This is a genomic window from Holzapfeliella sp. JNUCC 80 (assembly GCF_053667655.1).
The window spans coordinates 41,342-59,714 of record NZ_CM132205.1; the positions used below are offsets into that span (position 1 = coordinate 41,342).

Below are 18,373 nucleotides of genomic sequence, written 5' to 3' on the forward strand. Positions count from 1 at the left end.
AAAATGATACTAGTTATCATTTTTTACGGTTATTTTTTATTTGCAATAAATCGCTTAATAATGTATTTTAAAAATGTACTTTCTAAGTACACACATATACGTTTACTTTTGAGTAAAAACATACAAAAAAGGCTTGTTTGACGACAGTCAAGCAGGCCTTTTTTGTGTGATTAATGGGCGATAAAATCTAAATTAATAAAAAGCATGTTAAAATAGAATTAATATTATAATTTGGAGGATTATTATTAAATGAAAGTGCAAAGAATCTATTATTTAGATATATTGAGAGTGCTTGCAACAATCGCTGTTATTGTTATTCATGTATCGTCTCAAAGTCTTTACTACACGGAAGATGTTAGAACTTTTACGTGGCAAAGTTTAAACTTTTGGGATAGTTTAATGCGATGGTGTGTGCCAATTTTTGTGATGATATCAGGGGTATTATTTTTAAATCCACGAAAAAAGGTTAATTTAAAAAAATTATTCACAAAAAATATTTCGCGTATTATTTATGTTGCTATTTTTTGGCATCTTGTATATGGTATTTACAATTATTTTGAAGCTAAAAATTTCTATAATGCATTGAGAGTAACGATTGAAGGTTACTCGCATTTATGGTTCTTGCATATGATCATAGGATTGTACCTTATTGTACCGTTCTTGAGAAAAATAACAGAAGATATCAAAATGACGCGTTATTTCCTAGCTTTATCTGCTATATTTACTGTGCTTTTACCAACGGTTTTTGATCTTTATGACAGTTTGGCAAAGTATCGTACAATGTCGCCTTTAGTCAAAACAGTTTTTGAAAGTTTAGGTACCCTAAATTCTAGTATTTATTTCCATTTAACTTTAGGATTTTCGGCGTATTTTGTAGCGGGGTATTATTTTAATCATATCAATTTGAGCAAAAAATGGCGTTATGTATTGTACTTTCTTGGATTTGGTGGGATTTTGGTAACCATTCTTGGAACAGGAGCTATTTCGTATCGATACAGCGCAATCATAACACCTCTTTATAGTTACGTAAGTCTTAATGTTATGCTAACATCACTAGCTATCTTTATTTTTATTAAAGAACTAGGTAACAAAATTAACTGGGAAGTACAGCAAAATTACAAATGGGTAAAGTGGTTAACATATCTGTCATCGGCTACGATGGGGATTTACTTGATCCACTTCTTGATTATTCATATTCTAGTTCAAAACTTCCACCTATTTCAAATTTTTAATAACGCACTTATTGCTGTACCAATAATTACAGGTATCGTGTTTGTGATTTCTTTATTACTTACAGTCATGATACGTTATATTCCGTTACTAAAGAAATTTATGATGTAAAATCGAAAACTTTTGATTACGTAATGAGTACTTTTGAGAATTATACAAATAGTTCATTTATAGTTGAAATTTCAAGCAGAAAAGGCTAGTCCAGATTTGGACTAGCCTTTTGACTTTATAAGTAATAACGTTAACTATTATTTGGATTATTAAGATTGGTAGTTGTTAAAGCTGCACTCTTATTACTATCACATCCTGTAATGGGTAAAACTAGTAGTAACCCTGTGAACCATAATTTTTTCATTTTAAATCCTCCAAAATTTGATTGCTCGCATCATAATATAATTGGAATTTTCGATTGTACCTATTAATAAAAAGTCATATCAGTTATAGTGTAAGATACAGCATTATAATTGGAGGATAATAATGAATAGAAAACAGATTAAGGAAAATGCAAAAGAATTAGTTAGTCAAAATAGGGGCTATTATTTCAAATTAACTTTCATACCAGCAATTATGCAGTACATTGTAATTGCAATGGTCTGTGCTAGCTTTTTTGGACTTACTTCAAACTCATTGATCTGAGCATGGATCCAGTACAGTCAATTAGAAAATTTTATTTAATTGCGACAGCGACGTGGTTAGTTATCATCGTAGTTGCACTGATCAAAACATGGTTTGATTTCAGTATGAAAATGATTATGCTGAAGTCTTATCGAAAAGATAGCAAGCCTAAAACAGGAAAGGAAGCCATCTTGTATGTTTTTAAAGATAAAAAATGGTTATATGTCATAGGGCTATTGGTACTAATTGGCATTTATAACAATATTGTTAGCTGGGTTAAAGACACGCTGACTGATTTAGTCGATGCCCTTTCTGAAGCTGCTAAGAGTATGGTTCACAACGATGCATTAGCGATTGCTATTATTGGAATTGCTTTGTTAGTTTATCTGGTCATCTACATTGTGGCACTACTGTTTACAAACGTTACAGACCAAATGGCGTATACTTACTCAGACAGTTATGAAATAGGTGAAGGCGTGTTTTATGCTTTCAAAAAAGCCTATGTATTAATGACAAAAAAAGAAAACATGTTTGAATTTTTCATCTTGCAATTAAGTTTATTGGGTTGGTATTTACTTAATATTTTAACGTTAGGTATTTTAGGAATCTGTTGGTTCAATGCTTATGCTGAAATGGTTTATGCAGGATTTTATGATGAGATAACGAAAAAAGAAGAATAAAAAAGCATGCTGTAAATACGGCATGCTTTTTTATATTAATTGAATTAATCCCAAAGAAATTACACCAACAATAACTGTTACTAAAAGACTCTTAGATAATATTGCAGCTAGCAAAGTAGGAATTGAAGCTAAAAGGTTTTGTATATTTAGTTCAGGTAGTTGACCGAGTCTTTGAATAAATAAGTTTTCAAACCAAAGTGCGGACATGATCACAATAGGAACAAAATTTAAAAATTCGATGGCTTTGTCGGGTAGATTAACTTTTTTAAGGACTGCAAAAGGTAACGCTCTTGAGCACCAAGTGACAAAACCGCATAGAAAAATTGTTAAAATCACAAAATTAGTTGAGGGCATTTTTGATTACAACTCCTAACGTACAGCCGATTAAAGTGACAACAATAATTAATAAATTCGACGGCAAGAAAATTAACCCGATATACATCAAAATAAAAACAAGGCCAATCGTAATTAGCTGCAATTTTTTAGTTAATTTTTTATCACTGTTAACTTGCAAGTAAAGTAAGCCGATAAACATTGCAACAATTGCAAATTGTAGTCCTAGAGATTGCGGATTTGGAATAAAATTACCAATTAATCCTCCAATAATAGAGGCTAAGAACCAAGTCGCATAGGCTACCAAGTTGGCGGTATTAAACCAGGTGAAACTCAGTTGATTCTGAGTAAAATTAATTTTATTCATACTTAAAGCAAAGCTTTCATCAGTCAACAAGGTTCCCAACCACAGATTTTTAAGCAGTGATTCCTGTTTGAAATAAGGTGCCACAGACAGGCTCATAATAATCATACGTGAGTTGACTAAGAAAACGGCAATCACGATTGATGTAAGTGGTGCACCAGCGAGTAATAGGCTTACCAATACGAACTGCGCTGATCCCGCATAAGTAATTAGTGAAATAAGTCCAATTAAAAATACGTTAAGTCCAGAAGCTTGTCCAATAATTCCAAAGGCAATCCCAATCCCCAGATAACCAAAGGTTGTCGGCAAAACATCATGTAAAGCAGTTTTGAAATCTAGTTTTGAATTCATCACGTCACTCCTCCAAGGTAAGTTAGTGACTAGAATACGTGACTTTTGAATAGATTTCAATCAAAAAAGCTAACCATTATGGTTAGCTTTTTGTGAAGAAACTAGGGATTCGATTAACTAATATCAAAATAATAACAATTGCAACAATTGTATCTGGGATGACATAACTAGCATTATAAATGAGTGAGTAAAGGGCAACAGGTTGACCTTCAGGCGCAAAACTTTGATAGAAGAAAATACCTGCTAGAAAGTGGTTAAGTAGTGAAAAAGCACCACCAATTAATCCTCCAAAAGTGACGTAAATAATCGCGCTTTTTTGATGGTTGTTTGCTAGGGATTTTTTGAATTGTTTTGAAAAAACACCTGCTAATCCAATCAATGCAAATGCTAAGATATAGTCGAATAAAACCTGAATGGGATTTAAGAAGTAGCCACCAAAAAATAAAGAAATCATCCCAGTAATCAAGCCTGATAAAGTTCCTGGTAGTACACCATGTTTTAAGCTAAGCAGAATAATGGGTACAAAAGTTAGTGAAACGCTACCTCCTTGAGGCATTTGAAATAAAACAATGTAGTTAAAAACGATAGCTAAAGCAGACATAATCGCTGTTTCAGTAAAAATTTGAATTTTGTTAGTCATCATGAAGTCCTCATTTAATCAAAATAGTTGCTAGTAAAAGTTTAACAGAGTTATCGATTGTTTAAACTAAAAAAACCACTTCAAAAGTGAAGCGGTTTTTTTAGTAGTGATCATTAGTGATTTTGTGCTTCGAATAGTTTACCTGTTTTCATCAATTGTTCAGGTGCATCCATGATACCCATGTTTGCTTGAACAACAATCATTTTGTCAGGGTTTTCGTTAGCTGTTTGCATAGCGTTAACTAAATCTTTTTCAGTATCAACATTGATGAATAGATATTGATCATCTTTTGCACCAAATGCTTTTGAAATTGTACTGTAGTCAAGTTTTGGCACATCGTTATAAGGTTCTGTTTCACCATGGATCACACGTTCAACTGTGTAACCACTGTTTTCAATAATGAAGATAACAGGTGTTAAGTTTTCTTTGAAAGCAACACCGAAATCTTGGATAGTTAGAAGCAATGAACCTTCACCAGTTGAAAGAACTGTACGACGGTTATCGTTTTGGTTAGCAAATTGTGAACCTAATGCAGAAGGGAATGCATAACCAATTGATCCCCATAGTGGTTGACCAATGAAGTTTGTGTCTGCTTTAAGTTGTTGACTAGCTAGACCAAAGAATGATGTTCCTTGTTCAGCAACTAATGTGTTGTTACTTTGAACGAATTGTTCTAAAGCACGATCATAAAATTCTTGTGTTAGTTTGTTGTCTGTTGCTTTTAACTCGTCTTTTGCAAGTTCTGGGCGAACAACTTTATCATAGTTTTGATTCAAGTTAGTTGAAGCTAAATGATTAATAACATCTTCAAAGTTGTAAGGTGTTGTGAGTTTTCTACCGTAAACTGTAGCATCGTCAAAGTTTAAACTAATTGTTTTTTCAGGGCCAAAGCTTTGTGTAAATCCACCGGTGATTGAGTCTGTTAATTTCGCACCGATTGTAATAACTGCATCAGCTTCGTCCACAAAACGATTAATTGATTCATCAGAAATTGAACCATTGTAAGTTCCAACAAAGTTTTCGAATTCTTCATTTACAGTGCTTTTACCCATTGCAAGTGTTGCGACTGGAATATTATTTTGTTTTGAGAATCCTTCAATTGCGTCGCCTAAGTTAAAGCGTTGTGCTTCATGGCCAACGATAATAACTGGTTTTTTAGCAGCTTTGATAGCTGAAGTAACAGCTTCAACTGATTGAGAAACATCTGTTTGATCACTTTCAAACAAGCTAGGAATACCAGCTTTAAGACTTTCGTTTACAGGAAGTGCCACTAAGTCTGTTGGTAAAACGATATAAGCAGGTTTTTTATTTTCATAAATGTAGTGAAGTGTATCGTTAATTTGGTTAATAGCGTTATCTTTTGTTAAAAATGTTGTTTTTAATCCCAAAGCTTCGTGAGCTTTGATAAAACGTTTGAATTGACCATCCGCAAATGTGTGGTGAACAAGACCGCCATTGTGTTGCACTTTTGTTGTTGGTGCACCAACGATTTCAAGAACGGGAACTTGTTCTGCTGTACTACCAGCAAGACCGTTGATAGCACTTAATTCACCAACACCAAATGTTGTGACGAATGTTGCAAAACCACGTTCACGGGCATAACCATCAGCCATGTAAGATGCGTTTAGTTCGTTTGCGTTTCCAATCCATTTCATATCATCACGGTGAGTAATGTGATCCAAGAATTGTAAGTTAAAATCTCCGGGAACACCAAAAACTTCATCTGAACCAAGATATTTTGTTACATCCAATAAATAATCTGATAAGGTATACATAGTCTATGACTTCTTTCTTTGATATTATTGGTCAATCAAGTTGACCTTTATTGATTACAGATACTAATATACACCGATAAAATAAAAAGTCAACAAGATTGACCTATTTTTTTTAAGGAGAATTTTTATGAACGATAAAAGTAGATTGGCAACTATCTTTTTTGCTTACCAGAGATTTGCGAGTTTAATTGATTATGGTGAGTATGGTTTAAGCAAGAATCAGCACCGTGTTTTATTTTGTTTATATGCTATTGAAGAAGTATCAATAAAAAAACTATTATTGATTTTGGGCATTTCAAAACAGGCCTGTAATGTCTTGATTCGCGATTTAATGAGTCGTGATTTAGTCTACGAAGAAAAATCTGAAAAAGATCGCCGCGTTAAAATTCTAAAATTAACGCAAGCAGGTAAAGATTTAAATACGAAGATGAATGCAGAACAAATTAAAATTGTTGACGCTATTTTTGATGAGACGGATAACGATTGGCAAAAAGCAATGGAAAAAATGGCTGATGATTATGTGGACGTTATCGATTAAAAATCAAAATTTGACAAACTCAAATAATCAGATTACTTTTTTATTGAGGTGAAGAAAATGAATATTTTAATTGGTGTTCCAGAATCAAATTCGAATTTAGACGGTGATGCGATTAAAGCTGCAGTTGAAAAAAGTGCACAGAAATACGATTTTAAATCGTATTTGAGTACAGAAAATTTATCAAAAGAGCAATTAGATAATATCGATGTTTTGATTGGTAATAACATTGCTGTTTTGAATCAATTACTCGATAGTGAGCAATCAAAATTGAAGTGGGTTCAAGCTTTATCAGCTGGAATTGATAACTTTCCACTTAAAAAAATTGAGGATAAAAAGATTATATTATCAACAGTTAATGGGATTCACGCAGAACCAATTTCAGAATCTGTTATTGGTATGATTTTAAGTTTGTATCGTGGCGTTGCAGAATCAGCAAATAAACGCCACTGGTTTAAACCCACCCATATGTTGAAAATGTTACAAGGTAAAAAAGTTGTGATTTTTGGTACAGGTCATATTGGAGGTAGAATCTCTGAAATTTTGACAGTATTTCATGCAAATGTTGTGGGTGTTAACCATAGCGGGCATGATGCTAGATACTTTGAACAAGTTGTCAGCACAGCTGACAGCAAAGACGCTATCAAAGATGCTGATATTGTAATTAATGCGTTACCTTTGACACCGCAAACCACGAATTTATTTAATTATGATTTCTTTAGTCAAGTGACTGCACAACCGTTATTTGTTAATATTGGACGCGGTCCAAGCGCCAATACTGACGACTTGGCACGACTAATGCAAGATCATAAACTCGGTGCTTTAGCTTTAGATGTAACTGAGCCAGAGCCTTTACCTGACAATCATCAGTTATGGACAATGGACAATGTGCTAATCACACCGCACATTTCAGGTATACACGCCGAATATTTGGATGAAGCTATTGATATTTTTAACGAAAACCTAGAACATTTTAGACAAGACGGCACAATCAAAATTAATCAAGTTGATTTTGATAAAGGTTATTAGAAAAAGGAGATAAATAATGATTATTGTTAATGTCAGACTCACAATTGATCCTGAAAAAAGAAGCGAATACTTAGAATTTATGGCAGATTTAGTGGCTAAGTCATTAAAAGATGCCGGAAATCTAGCTTATGCTCATTACCAAGATACAACTAACGACAACCAGTACTTGATTTTGGAACATTGGGATAGTCAAGATAGCTTAGATGACCACCTAAAAACAGATCACTTAATAAGTTTCAAAAACAATATCGGTAACTTTGTTACTGAAGAACCAGAACTATTATTTTTAGAACAACAAAATAATTAAATAAAAGACGATTCGCGAATGACTTGGCTGAATCGTCTTTTTTATTAAAACAAAATTAATTTTACATTTGACTTTTTAATACTAGGGTGTTTTAATGAATTCAACAACAAGTCAGGAAGGGAATTTGAAATGAATAATCTTAATCATAACTTCAACTATTATTATAGCTTTTATTACTTTAGCACAAGCGTTTGCTAGTCCAGTATTTACTGATGCAAACGCTTCAAACAATGCGTTTGCATCTAAAGCAGATAAGAGTTATAACAATTCTTTGTCGGTTAGATGCAGGTCATCTAAACGATAAAGCGATAAGCTATGATTATAGGTTTTTAAGTTGCGTTAATTAATTCTCTATAAGTAAAAGTCGGTTAGATGACATCATCTAACCGACTTTTTTATTTAGGAGGATATTAAAATGAGTCATCGAAAACTGAAAACCAGTTTATTCTTAAATTACTTAGTACATGGGATGGCGCTAATTATTCTAGCGCAAAATATTAAAGAATTAGGTGCCAATTGGGGAACACCACTAGCCACAGCATCATACGTATTATCAGGTGTTGGGATAGGTCGACTAGGTGCTTACTTAATTTTGGGTTACTTGTCAGACCGTATTGGCCGTAAAAAAGTTTTAATTTTAGGAATGATGGCTTACTTTACATTCTTTATGGCGACACCATTCAACCATAATATAACCCTGGCATATGGGTTATCAATTTTAGCTGGTGTAGCTAACTCAGCTTTTGATTCAGCAACATACCCAACATTCCTTGAAATCGGCGACAAAAACAAATTTGCCAGTATTTTACTAAAAGCGTTCATTTCAGTCGGAGAGTTTATCTTACCGCTAGTGGTTGCCAGTTTGCATAGCAGTAACTTATGGTTTGGCTGGTCATTTGTTTTAGCAGCAGTGATTGTATTGATCAATTTTATAACTATATTAACGACACGTTTTCCAAAACAACAATCTGTGATTGAAGAAGAAGTATCAGACCAATCCTCACTTTCAAAAAACAAAAAATGTTTGGTTGCAATTTTACTAGGTGTTTACAGCTACACTTCAATGGCAATTATGATTTGGTTTACACAATGGATAAGCTTGTTTGCAACAGATATTTTGCATTACGATTCACTAACGTCACACACCTTGATTTCGCTATACAGTTTAGGATCAATTATCGGTGTTTTAACTGTTTTCTTATTACTCAAACAACAATTTTCAGCGACTCGATTACTTGTGATAATGAACGTTGTGTCATTATTATCATTGATTGTCATTACGCAAGTACAACAGCCTACTATCTCAATGATTTCAGCTTTCTTATTTGGTTTCAGTGCAGCAAGTGGCGTGATGCAAATCGGATTGAACTTGTTGATTCAATTATTCCCTAAAAACAAAGGAATTTTAACAGGAATTTACTTTATGTTTGGTAGTGTGGCCTCATTTACAGTGCCAATCATTACTGGAAAACTATCACAATTTGGTATTCAAACAGCTCTTCAAGGAGATATTTTAGTAGGTGTAATTGGCACTATCGCAGTTGCAGGAATATTTATTATTTACAAGACAGCTCAACAGCCTGATGACTTAGCTAGTTCTCGTCAAAAGATTAATCAAATTGATCAACAAATCATTGGGTTATTGCAACAACGATTTGAAGCTGTAACCGCTGTTAGTGAAGCCAAAAGACAAACATCAAAACCTGTTTTTGATCCTAAAAGAGAGCAACAAGTCTTAGCAAAAATTGACAATTACAGTCAAGTTAAATCATTAGCACCTCATTTCAAAAAAATTTATCAAGGTATTATGGATGCTTCAAAAGATTACCAAAACGAATTAAATAAAGTCGGAGGAAAGAAATAATGAATTACTTAACAGCAGGAGAATCACATGGTCCACAATTAACCGGTATTTTAGAAGGAATTCCAGCAGGCTTAACCCTTGATATTGATGGAATTAATGACCTTTTAGCAGCTAGACAAGGTGGGTATGGTCGCGGAAGTCGTCAAAAAATTGAACATGATCAAGTTGAAATTACAGGTGGCGTTCGCCACAAAAAAACATTAGGCTCACCTATTTCATTAGTGGTGAAAAATATCGATCACAATCATTGGAAAGAAATCATGAACCCACTGACGGATGCAACGCCTGAAAACACAATTCGCAATCTAACCCGTCCAAGACCTGGTCATGCGGATTTAGCTGGTGCGATTAAATACAATCATCAAGATTTAAGAAATGTGCTTGAACGTTCATCTGCTCGTGAAACAGCTATGAGAGTGGCCATTGGTGCTATCTGCAAGCAATTACTTAAGCAATTAGATATTGATATTGTGGGTTACGTTGAACAAGTTGGTTCTAAAAAAGCAGACAAAAAAGCATTGTTAGATGTCAAAGAAATCGAAAACCAAATTAAACAAAATGACTTAAGAGTAACAGATCAGTCGCAAGTCGAAGCCATCCATGAATTAATAGATGAAACGAAGCGAAATCGGGATACATTGGGCGGTATTATCCGAGTCGTAGCAACAAACATGCCTGTTGGAATGGGTAGCTATGTTAGTTTTGATCAAAAACTAGATGGCAAAATCGCAGGTGCTGTGATGGCAGTCAATGCGATGAAGGGTGTTGAAATTGGCGATGGTTTTGACACTTCAAAGAATTCAGGAAGTGCCGTAATGGATGAAATTGATTGGCATAAGGAAAACGGGTTTGGTCGCTTAACAGATCACTTAGGTGGTTTTGAAGGTGGTATGACAAACGGGATGCCCGTTATTGTAAAAGCTGCAATGAAGCCAATCCCAACGTTATACAAACCGCTTCAAAGTGCGGATATCAAAACAAAAGAAATAAAAAAAGCTAACGTTGAGCGCTCTGATACAACCGCTATTGTGCCAGCTTCAATCGTGATTGAAAGCGTTGTGGCAATTGAGCTAGCCAAGGTTATTACAGAAACGTTTGATGGCAGTAATATGGAACGTCTAAAACGCCAACTGGCTGAATACAGACAAGAAGTATTGGACTTTTAGAGGAAATAGCATATGAAAAATTTGATGACAAACATAACCAGAGGATTAACAGATGAATTAACAGTCCCAGGTGATAAAAGTATTTCACATCGTGCCATTATGCTGGGAGCACTAGCTGAAGGAAAGACAACAATTCACAATTTTTTGCAATCACAAGACTGCTTATCGACGCTTAAAGCATTCCAAGATATGGGTATTGAAATTACCAACACAGAACAACAAGTCGTTGTTTCAGGGGTTGGGTTAGATGGCCTAAAACAACCTAAGCAAGCACTTGATATGGGCAATTCCGGTACAACGACACGGTTAATAATGGGGATTTTAGCAGCACAGGCCTTTGATACGACATTGTTTGGTGATCAATCACTTAGCAAACGGCCAATGGATCGTGTTTGCCAGCCGTTGCGACAAATGGGTGCCAAGATTAAGTCCGAACAAGATAAATTATCATTAACGATTGAAAGAAGCCAGATTAAAGCAATGACGTACGAATTGCCCGTTGCCAGTGCTCAAGTTAAAAGTGCAGTTATTCTGGCTGGATTATTCGCTGAGGGTCAAACGAAAATCATTGAAAAACAAAAAACTCGCGACCATACAGAACGCCTTTTAAATGCTTTTGTACCGGGAACAATTGAAGTCAAAGAGTCAACTATTACGGTTACACCGCCCAAAAAATTAAAGGCACAATCAGTTGAAGTTCCTAGTGATATTTCATCTGCTGCCTTTTTTATGGTTGCAGCAGCTATCATACCGCATTCGCATTTAACGCTTCGAAACATTAGTTTAAATGAAACGCGAACAGGGTTATTGAATGTACTTGAAAAAATGGGCGTTAACTTAAAACGAACAAATCAACGTCTACTAAGTGGTGAACCTGTAGCTGATATTGAAGTGAAGACTAGTCAACTAAGTGCAGTTGAGTTAACTGAAGAAGATGTTCCTGCCATGATTGACGAGTTACCCGTTATTGCACTCTTGTGCAGTTTTGCTAAAGGTACAAGTCGAATCACAGGAGCAAAAGAATTAAGGGTGAAAGAAACTGATCGAATTTCAGCAGTAGTCACTGAGTTCAAAAAATTAGGAATCGCAATCAAGGAACTGCCAGATGGCTTTTTGATTGAAGGTCAACCAGAACTTGAAGTTAAAGATTCGCAATTGGCTAGTCACGATGATCATCGTATTGGCATGACTTTGGCGATTGCGGCTTTAAAGTCAAAAGAGCCATTAACTTTAGAGAATGCAGAGTGTGTGGGAATTTCATACCCAAACTTCTTTGAAGATTTAGAAAAAGTAATGAGGTAATTAGAATGGAAACGGTGTTTATTAGCGGAATGGGATTGATTGGCAGTTCTATTGCGCGTATTATTCGACAAAAAGATGAGACAATTAAAATTTTAGCTGAGGATACGACTACTCAAAATCTTGATTACATGTATCAATCGAATTTGATTGATCAAGTTGTCGATTTTGATGAAGGCGTCAAAACAGCAGATATCGTTTTTTTGGCAACACCGGTTTCTATCATTAAAAAACAACTAGAGCAAATTGCAACTTTTAAACTTCACTCTAAAACAATTGTGACGGATGTTGGGAGTACTAAACTATCAATTATGGCAGCAGCCAAAAAGATGACACAAAAAAATCAACAAGTCCGATTTATTGGTGGTCATCCGATGAGTGGGTCGCATTTAACAGGAAGTCAAAATGGGCGACAAAATTTATTTTTAGATGCTTACTATTTTTTGATTAATGCAAATGCGAGTGAATCAGAAATCTTGCAGTTGCAAGATCTTCTCAGTGAAAGTCATAGCCATTTTAAAGTGATGGCGGCTGAGGAGCATGATCATTTGGTTGGTGTAACGAGCCATTTACCTCATATTTTAGCGACAACACTGGTTAACACAGCGAGTCAAGAATTGAAAGACTCAAGTGTAGGACTTGAAACTTCAGCTAATGGATTCAAAAAGACGACAGAAATTGCTCAAGCTGATGAAGTAATGTGGCAAGCCATTTTTTCAGAGAATAAAGACGTATTGCTCAAACAAATTAAATGCTTTGAACAAGAGCTTGACCAGTTTAAAACCGCAATTTCAACGGATAATCAATCCGTGATTACCAACAAAATCAAACAAGCAAAACAAGTTCGACAACAGCTATAGGAGGGGTCAACATGCCAATTATTTTAATCGGATTCATGGGTACCGGTAAATCAACCGTGGGAAAACTGCTAGCAAAAAGTAGTAATCAATCTTTTTGTGATTTAGATGAACTAATAGAACAAGAGGCAAACATGTCTATTCCCACTTACTTTGAAAAGTATGGCGAATCGGCATTTCGACAACTTGAACAAAAATTATTAAAGCAGGCACTGAATACTTATGAGGTTCTGTCAACGGGAGGTGGCACACCCACAATAGCTGAAAATCAACAGTTAATCCAAAAAGCTGATGGCTTAACCATTAAACTTGAGGCTGATATCTCTGAAATTCGTGCTCGAATTGGCGATGACAGAAATCGTCCAATCTTTAAAAAACTTAATCGACAAGAGTTTGATAACCTCAAGCAAAAAAGGGACGATATTTATAACGCCTCTTGTGATTTGATTATTGATACTAATCATAAATCACCAGAAATGATTGCCGATGAAATTTTGAATCTAAGGGAAGTTGTTAATAGTCAAAAATTACGTTCATAATTTATATTTGATTAACGACTCTCATATCAACTAGTTAAATGATTTTTTGTGCACTGATTGTAGTGATTTTATTTTAGGAAAGAACAAATAGCTATTTAATAGACAGAGTTAAGTTTTCTATTTAAAATAAAGTAATAAAGATATGTAGAGGGGGAACGATTTTTTGATAAATACAATATACTTAAGAAAAGGCAATTTTTCAGATATTCAAGACATTATGATTATCATAGATGAAGCAAAAAAATTTTTACAGAATCAAGGCAGTACTCAATGGCAAGATGGACATCCAAACATTAATCAAATAAGACAAGATGTTGATGAAGGTGTGGGACAAGTATTAATTGTAAATAATCAAGTAGCAGGGTACGTGGCATTAACAACAAACCGAGAAGAAAGCTATTTATCTATAAAAGGAGGAAAGTGGATGAGTGATGATTCTTATGCAACAATCCATCGAATGGCAATTTCAAGCAAATTTAGAGGAATGCATTTATCTAACTATATGATGGTGTCTGTGATTTCTAAGGGAACAGATAAAAACATTTATAATTTTAGAGTAGATACACATCCACAAAATTTGATAATGCAAAACATTTTAAAGTCTATCGGTTTTCAAAAGCGAGGACAAGTTAAGGTTGACGACAAGTTAGACCCTAATCGTATGGCTTTTGAACTTAATTTATAAAATAAAGAGTCAAAAATTGGCTGAATGAATAAATTCAGATATGATAAGTGCTACCCCACATCACTTAATTATTCAAAAACGAGGAAAATTATGGTGCACTTAGATTATCAATTACAAAATCAATGGCGAAAGCCCTCAGATGTGTTATGCCAATCTCCTATTGCTTTAACACCTGTTCAGGCTAATGAAGTATCGAGTTCACATCTCAATATTTATTTTAGTGAAGTTAAGTCAAGACAAGATCAACTCATTGGTCAGCAATTTATGAGTCGTGGCTATCTAAAGCTAAATGAACAAACTTTTTTGCTGGAAAGATTTCACTTTCATGAGCACTCAGAACATTTAATCAATCACCGATACCACGATATGGAGATTCATTTTGTATTTAAAAAGGGTGATGAACTTCTCGTTGTGGCTTTGTTAGGAGATAGCCAAAAAAATGCCAATCCAAAATTTGCTAAGTTATTTGAAGATGACTGGCAGAATTTTGATTTAGCTGATTTTTTCCCTGAAAAGTCGAATTACTATAGCTATATTGGCTCATTGACAACACCACCATTTACACAACAAGTAAAGTGGATTGTTATGGAAGAAGTGATAAGTGTTAGTCCAGAAGATATAACGATTATCAAACAAAGTTACCCGAATAATTACCGACAAGAACAACCTCTCAAACAAAGAGAAATCAATTACCATATTACGCCTTAAAAAAAGAGCCTCTACTTTTTTTGTAAAGGCTCTTTTTTAATCGTCTAAGTTATCAATAATATGATGCATGGTTTTCATAAAAGTTTGTTTTTCAGTTGTACTCAGACTTGCTAAATTTTTTTCCCACCAGTTGTTTCTGATTTTTAGAATATCAGGAATTAAACTACAACCTAGGTCAGATAGTTCAAGATTTTGCGAACGACCAACACTTTCTTTTTTATTAATATAATTAATCTCAATCAATTTATTAACTTCACGTGTCACTAAAGCACGATCTTGTCCGAGGACTTTAGCAATTTGGTTTTTGTTAATATCTTGATTTTGATAAATGGTTAACAAAATATTTGCAGTTGTTGGGTTGAGTTTGATTTCTGCACATTGTTTGTGAGTATCGTTGTAATATTTTCTAGCAAGTATAGATACGTATTGTGATAAATTTCCTAAATCTTCCAAGATTAATCTCCTCAGTTAAAATTGCCAAAATGCACAGGTATAACTATAACACGAATTTAACATTTTTCTATGTTGACAAATCAACATAGTGGTTTTGTCATTATGTAGACAAATCAACATAAAGATAAGAGGTATCCTAATGCAAGTTGAAAAAAACGGTTCTAATATTTTAATTCAAACAATGATTAATCAAGGAATTGACTATATTTTTGGTATTCCAGGCGCTAAAATCGATCAATTATTTAATGATCTAAAAAATTACCCCGATGAAAACAAGCCCAAGCTAATTGTGGCACGTCATGAACAAAATGCCGCCTTTATGGCGAGTGGTATTGGGAGATTAACAGGAAAACCTGGCGTGGTTTTAGTAACTTCTGGTCCAGGTGTTTCTAATTTGGCGACCGGATTAATTACAGCGACATCTGAAGGTGACCCTGTGATTGCTTTAGGAGGACAGGTTCCTAGAAATGATATTTCAAGACTGACTCATCAAAGTATTCCAAGTCGTGAGTTACTATCAGAAGCAACTAAAAGTAGTTATGAAGTAGAAATGGCAGATAATATTTCAGAAGTGTTCATTAATGCGTATATTACTGCCACTTCTCCTAAAGCAGGGGCAAGTTTCATTTCGATTCCACAAGATGTTTTAGCAGCTCCTGTTGAAAAGCCTGCGATTAAAAAGTTTGATTTACCCGATGAGAATGCAGAAGCGACAACTGCTTCGTTGAATAAAGTAATCGAAAAAATAAAACAAGCAAAATTTCCAGTTATCTTAGCTGGAATGAGGGCATCAGATCAACGTGTTACTGATGCACTGCACCACTTACTAAGTCGATTTTCGATTCCAATTGTTGAAACCTTTCAAGCAGCTGGTATTTTATCTCACAAATATGAGCATAACTATTTTGGTCGTGTAGGTTTATTCAGAAACCAGATTGGTGATACGGTTTTAAAACAAAGTGATTTAGTTATTACAATTGGTTATGATCCAGTTGAGTATGAAGCACGTAACTGGAATTTAAGTGGAGAACGTGAAATTATCAATATTGATACGGTCGACCCAGAAATTACTAACGAGTATCAACCGAACTTAATTATCAAAACAGATTTGGCTAACTCAATTAATAAACTAGCGACTTTACTACCTGAAGGGCTTAAAATTCAAGAGACCTCAAGTCAAATTATTCAAAAATTGCGTTATCAATTTGACTATGAGGAACCTGATTTCAAATTCAAAGATAAGTCATTACTTAACCCACTTCAAATCATTGAGACACTACAGAATTTTGCAGATGATAGTAATATTGTGACTGTAGATGTGGGTAGCCATTATATTTGGATGGCCAGATACTTTAGAAGTTATCAACCTCGTCAGTTATTATTCAGTAATGGAATGCAAACCTTAGGTGTGGCTTTGCCCTGGGCTATTTCAGCTTCTATTTTAAACCCTGATAAAAAGATTATTTCTGTTTCAGGTGATGGTGGCTTTCTGTTTTCTGGACAAGAGCTTGAAACGGCTGTCAGATTAAATTCAAATATTATCCATTTGATTTGGGAAGATAATGCTTATGATATGGTGAAATTCCAAGAGGAAATCAAGTATAATCAAAGTTCAGGTGTTGACTTTGGCCCAGTAGATTACGTCAAATATGCACAGGCCTTTGGTGCTGAAGGGATTAAGGTCTCAACACAAGAAGAACTGGCTGAAGCTTTGGATAGAGCTAACAACATTAACGGTCCAGTTATTATTGTGATTCCCGTTGATTACAGTGCCAACACACAACTGAAAACTAGTTTAATTGAAAACACCACAAACTAATAAGGGAGTGAGCAATATTAAAACAAATTACCAACCAATTGTGTGGTCTGATGAAAAAATAGACGCATTCAGACAAACTCTTTTAGCTTGGTATGACGCTAACAAGCGTGATTTACCTTGGCGAAAAGATACGGATCCTTATCATGTTTTTATTAGTGAGATTATGCTACAACAGACGCAAGTGAATACGGTTATCGACTATTATCTTAAGTTCATTAAGGCATTTCCGACAGTTTTTGATTTAGCTCGGGCCCCAGAAGACGAACTGATGGCTGTTTGGCAAGGGCTAGGATATTATTCACGTGCTCGCAATATGCAAGCAGCCGCGCAACAAGTTGTAGATGATTATCAAGGAGAATGGCCAAGAACTGCTAAGGGACTTGAGAAATTAAAGGGGATTGGACCTTATACGTCTTGTGCAATTGCCTCAATTTCGTTTGGCGAAGTAGAGCCTGCTATTGATGGTAATGCGTTTCGTGTTTTTGCTAGGCTACTCAAAATCAAAGAGGATATTGCAAAGCCTAAAACGAAAACCATCTTTTATGACATTGTCAAAAAAATAATTGACCCGAATCGACCAGGTGACTTTAATCAGGCAATTATGGACCTAGGTTCTAGTTATATGAGAGCAAAAAATCCAATTATCGAAACGTCACCGGTTTATGAATTTGATGCCAGTGGTCAAGATGGGACTTACTTGGATTATCCAGTTAAAACTAAGAAAAAGCCGCCCCAAAAGATACCTTATTACAGCTTTGTGATCAAAACCCCAACCGGTTATTTATTAGAAAAAAGACCACAATCAGGTATTTTAGCTAATTTCTTGATGTTTCCATTAGTCAAAAAAGCAGATCTTGGAAAAGAAGCGATTAAGGATTATTTTAAAGAAAATTATTCAGTTAATTTGACTAATATTGAATTCGACGATAATCAAAAAGTGGTTCATACATTCACACATCAACAATGGCAAATTAATTTTGTAACTGCAGATTTAGTTAGTTTTAACAACGCAAACTTTATTGAAGTTAACGAAAAAGAACTTAATCAATTGAACTTATCAGCCCTACAAAAGAAAATGCACAAAATTTTAGCATAGAAAAAAGACTACTCAGTTGAGTAGTCTT

General features: G+C 34.6%; 19 protein-coding genes. 14 read left to right on the forward strand and 5 right to left on the reverse strand.

Annotated elements, in window-relative coordinates; translation table 11 throughout:
* Positions 1–249: 249 nt before the first annotated feature.
* Both JNUCC80_RS00210 and JNUCC80_RS00215 read left to right on the forward strand, forming a co-directional pair.
* Entirely contained in the window at positions 250–1,341 is a 1,092-nt protein-coding gene (locus JNUCC80_RS00210; RefSeq protein ID WP_454152924.1) for an acyltransferase, read from the forward strand.
* A gap of 527 nt (positions 1,342–1,868) precedes the next feature.
* Positions 1,869–2,525, forward strand: a complete 657-nt coding sequence (locus tag JNUCC80_RS00215) for a DUF975 family protein (protein WP_454152925.1) — start codon at positions 1,869–1,871, stop codon at positions 2,523–2,525.
* Between the two features lie 30 nt (positions 2,526–2,555).
* Here the strand turns inward: JNUCC80_RS00215 and JNUCC80_RS00220 are convergent, their stop codons facing one another.
* The 4 genes from JNUCC80_RS00220 to JNUCC80_RS00235 form a co-directional block, all read right to left on the reverse strand.
* Complete coding sequence (locus JNUCC80_RS00220; protein WP_454143654.1) at positions 2,556–2,879, reverse strand: AzlD domain-containing protein; 324 nt, start codon at positions 2,877–2,879, stop codon at positions 2,556–2,558.
* On the reverse strand, positions 2,866–3,573 hold the full coding sequence (locus tag JNUCC80_RS00225; protein ID WP_454152926.1) for an AzlC family ABC transporter permease: 708 nt from the start codon (positions 3,571–3,573) through the stop codon (positions 2,866–2,868). Before JNUCC80_RS00225 ends, JNUCC80_RS00220 begins: the two co-directional genes overlap by 14 nt.
* An 82-nt stretch (positions 3,574–3,655) precedes the next feature.
* Positions 3,656–4,213: an energy-coupled thiamine transporter ThiT gene (gene thiT, locus JNUCC80_RS00230; protein ID WP_454152927.1), complete on the reverse strand. Its 558-nt coding sequence runs from the start codon at positions 4,211–4,213 to the stop codon at positions 3,656–3,658.
* 113 nt (positions 4,214–4,326) lie between these two features.
* On the reverse strand, positions 4,327–5,988 hold the full coding sequence (locus JNUCC80_RS00235) for an alpha-keto acid decarboxylase family protein (RefSeq protein ID WP_454152928.1): 1,662 nt from the start codon (positions 5,986–5,988) through the stop codon (positions 4,327–4,329).
* A gap of 127 nt (positions 5,989–6,115) precedes the next feature.
* On the opposite strand from JNUCC80_RS00235, the gene JNUCC80_RS00240 reads away from it, so the two are divergent.
* From JNUCC80_RS00240 to JNUCC80_RS00285, 10 genes are all read left to right on the forward strand, one after another.
* On the forward strand, positions 6,116–6,526 hold the full coding sequence (locus JNUCC80_RS00240; RefSeq protein ID WP_454143646.1) for a MarR family winged helix-turn-helix transcriptional regulator: 411 nt from the start codon (positions 6,116–6,118) through the stop codon (positions 6,524–6,526).
* A gap of 57 nt (positions 6,527–6,583) precedes the next feature.
* Positions 6,584–7,552: an NAD(P)-dependent oxidoreductase gene (locus JNUCC80_RS00245; protein ID WP_454152929.1), complete on the forward strand. Its 969-nt coding sequence runs from the start codon at positions 6,584–6,586 to the stop codon at positions 7,550–7,552.
* Positions 7,553–7,568: 16 nt separating this feature from the next.
* Positions 7,569–7,859 (forward strand): putative quinol monooxygenase, encoded by a 291-nt coding sequence (locus JNUCC80_RS00250; protein ID WP_454152930.1) that lies wholly within the window; start codon positions 7,569–7,571, stop codon positions 7,857–7,859.
* 415 nt (positions 7,860–8,274) lie between these two features.
* On the forward strand, positions 8,275–9,723 hold the full coding sequence (locus tag JNUCC80_RS00255; protein WP_454152931.1) for a chorismate mutase: 1,449 nt from the start codon (positions 8,275–8,277) through the stop codon (positions 9,721–9,723).
* A complete protein-coding gene (gene aroC / locus JNUCC80_RS00260; protein ID WP_454153373.1) occupies positions 9,720–10,889 on the forward strand; it encodes a chorismate synthase in 1,170 nt (389 codons plus the stop codon). Before JNUCC80_RS00255 ends, aroC begins: the two co-directional genes overlap by 4 nt.
* A gap of 12 nt (positions 10,890–10,901) precedes the next feature.
* Positions 10,902–12,191, forward strand: coding sequence for a 3-phosphoshikimate 1-carboxyvinyltransferase (gene aroA, locus JNUCC80_RS00265; RefSeq protein WP_454152932.1), 1,290 nt, complete (start codon positions 10,902–10,904; stop codon positions 12,189–12,191).
* Positions 12,192–12,196: 5 nt separating this feature from the next.
* Positions 12,197–13,048 carry a prephenate dehydrogenase gene (locus JNUCC80_RS00270; protein ID WP_454152933.1) on the forward strand — a complete coding sequence of 284 codons (852 nt, stop codon included), beginning with the start codon at positions 12,197–12,199 and terminating at the stop codon, positions 13,046–13,048.
* An 11-nt stretch (positions 13,049–13,059) separates the two neighbouring features.
* Positions 13,060–13,584 carry a shikimate kinase gene (locus JNUCC80_RS00275; RefSeq protein ID WP_454152934.1) on the forward strand — a complete coding sequence of 175 codons (525 nt, stop codon included), beginning with the start codon at positions 13,060–13,062 and terminating at the stop codon, positions 13,582–13,584.
* 163 nt (positions 13,585–13,747) lie between these two features.
* Complete coding sequence (locus JNUCC80_RS00280; RefSeq protein ID WP_454152935.1) at positions 13,748–14,269, forward strand: GNAT family N-acetyltransferase; 522 nt, start codon at positions 13,748–13,750, stop codon at positions 14,267–14,269.
* A 90-nt stretch (positions 14,270–14,359) separates the two neighbouring features.
* Positions 14,360–14,977: a carbonic anhydrase family protein gene (locus tag JNUCC80_RS00285; RefSeq protein WP_454152936.1), complete on the forward strand. Its 618-nt coding sequence runs from the start codon at positions 14,360–14,362 to the stop codon at positions 14,975–14,977.
* Positions 14,978–15,013: 36 nt separating this feature from the next.
* Here the strand turns inward: JNUCC80_RS00285 and JNUCC80_RS00290 are convergent, their stop codons facing one another.
* Entirely contained in the window at positions 15,014–15,430 is a 417-nt protein-coding gene (locus JNUCC80_RS00290) for a MarR family winged helix-turn-helix transcriptional regulator (protein WP_454143630.1), read from the reverse strand.
* Positions 15,431–15,569: 139 nt separating this feature from the next.
* On the opposite strand from JNUCC80_RS00290, the gene alsS reads away from it, so the two are divergent.
* Positions 15,570–17,249 carry an acetolactate synthase AlsS gene (gene alsS, locus JNUCC80_RS00295; RefSeq protein ID WP_454152937.1) on the forward strand — a complete coding sequence of 560 codons (1,680 nt, stop codon included), beginning with the start codon at positions 15,570–15,572 and terminating at the stop codon, positions 17,247–17,249.
* Between the two features lie 16 nt (positions 17,250–17,265).
* Positions 17,266–18,345: an A/G-specific adenine glycosylase gene (gene mutY, locus JNUCC80_RS00300; RefSeq protein WP_454153375.1), complete on the forward strand. Its 1,080-nt coding sequence runs from the start codon at positions 17,266–17,268 to the stop codon at positions 18,343–18,345.
* Positions 18,346–18,373: the final 28 nt, after the last annotated feature.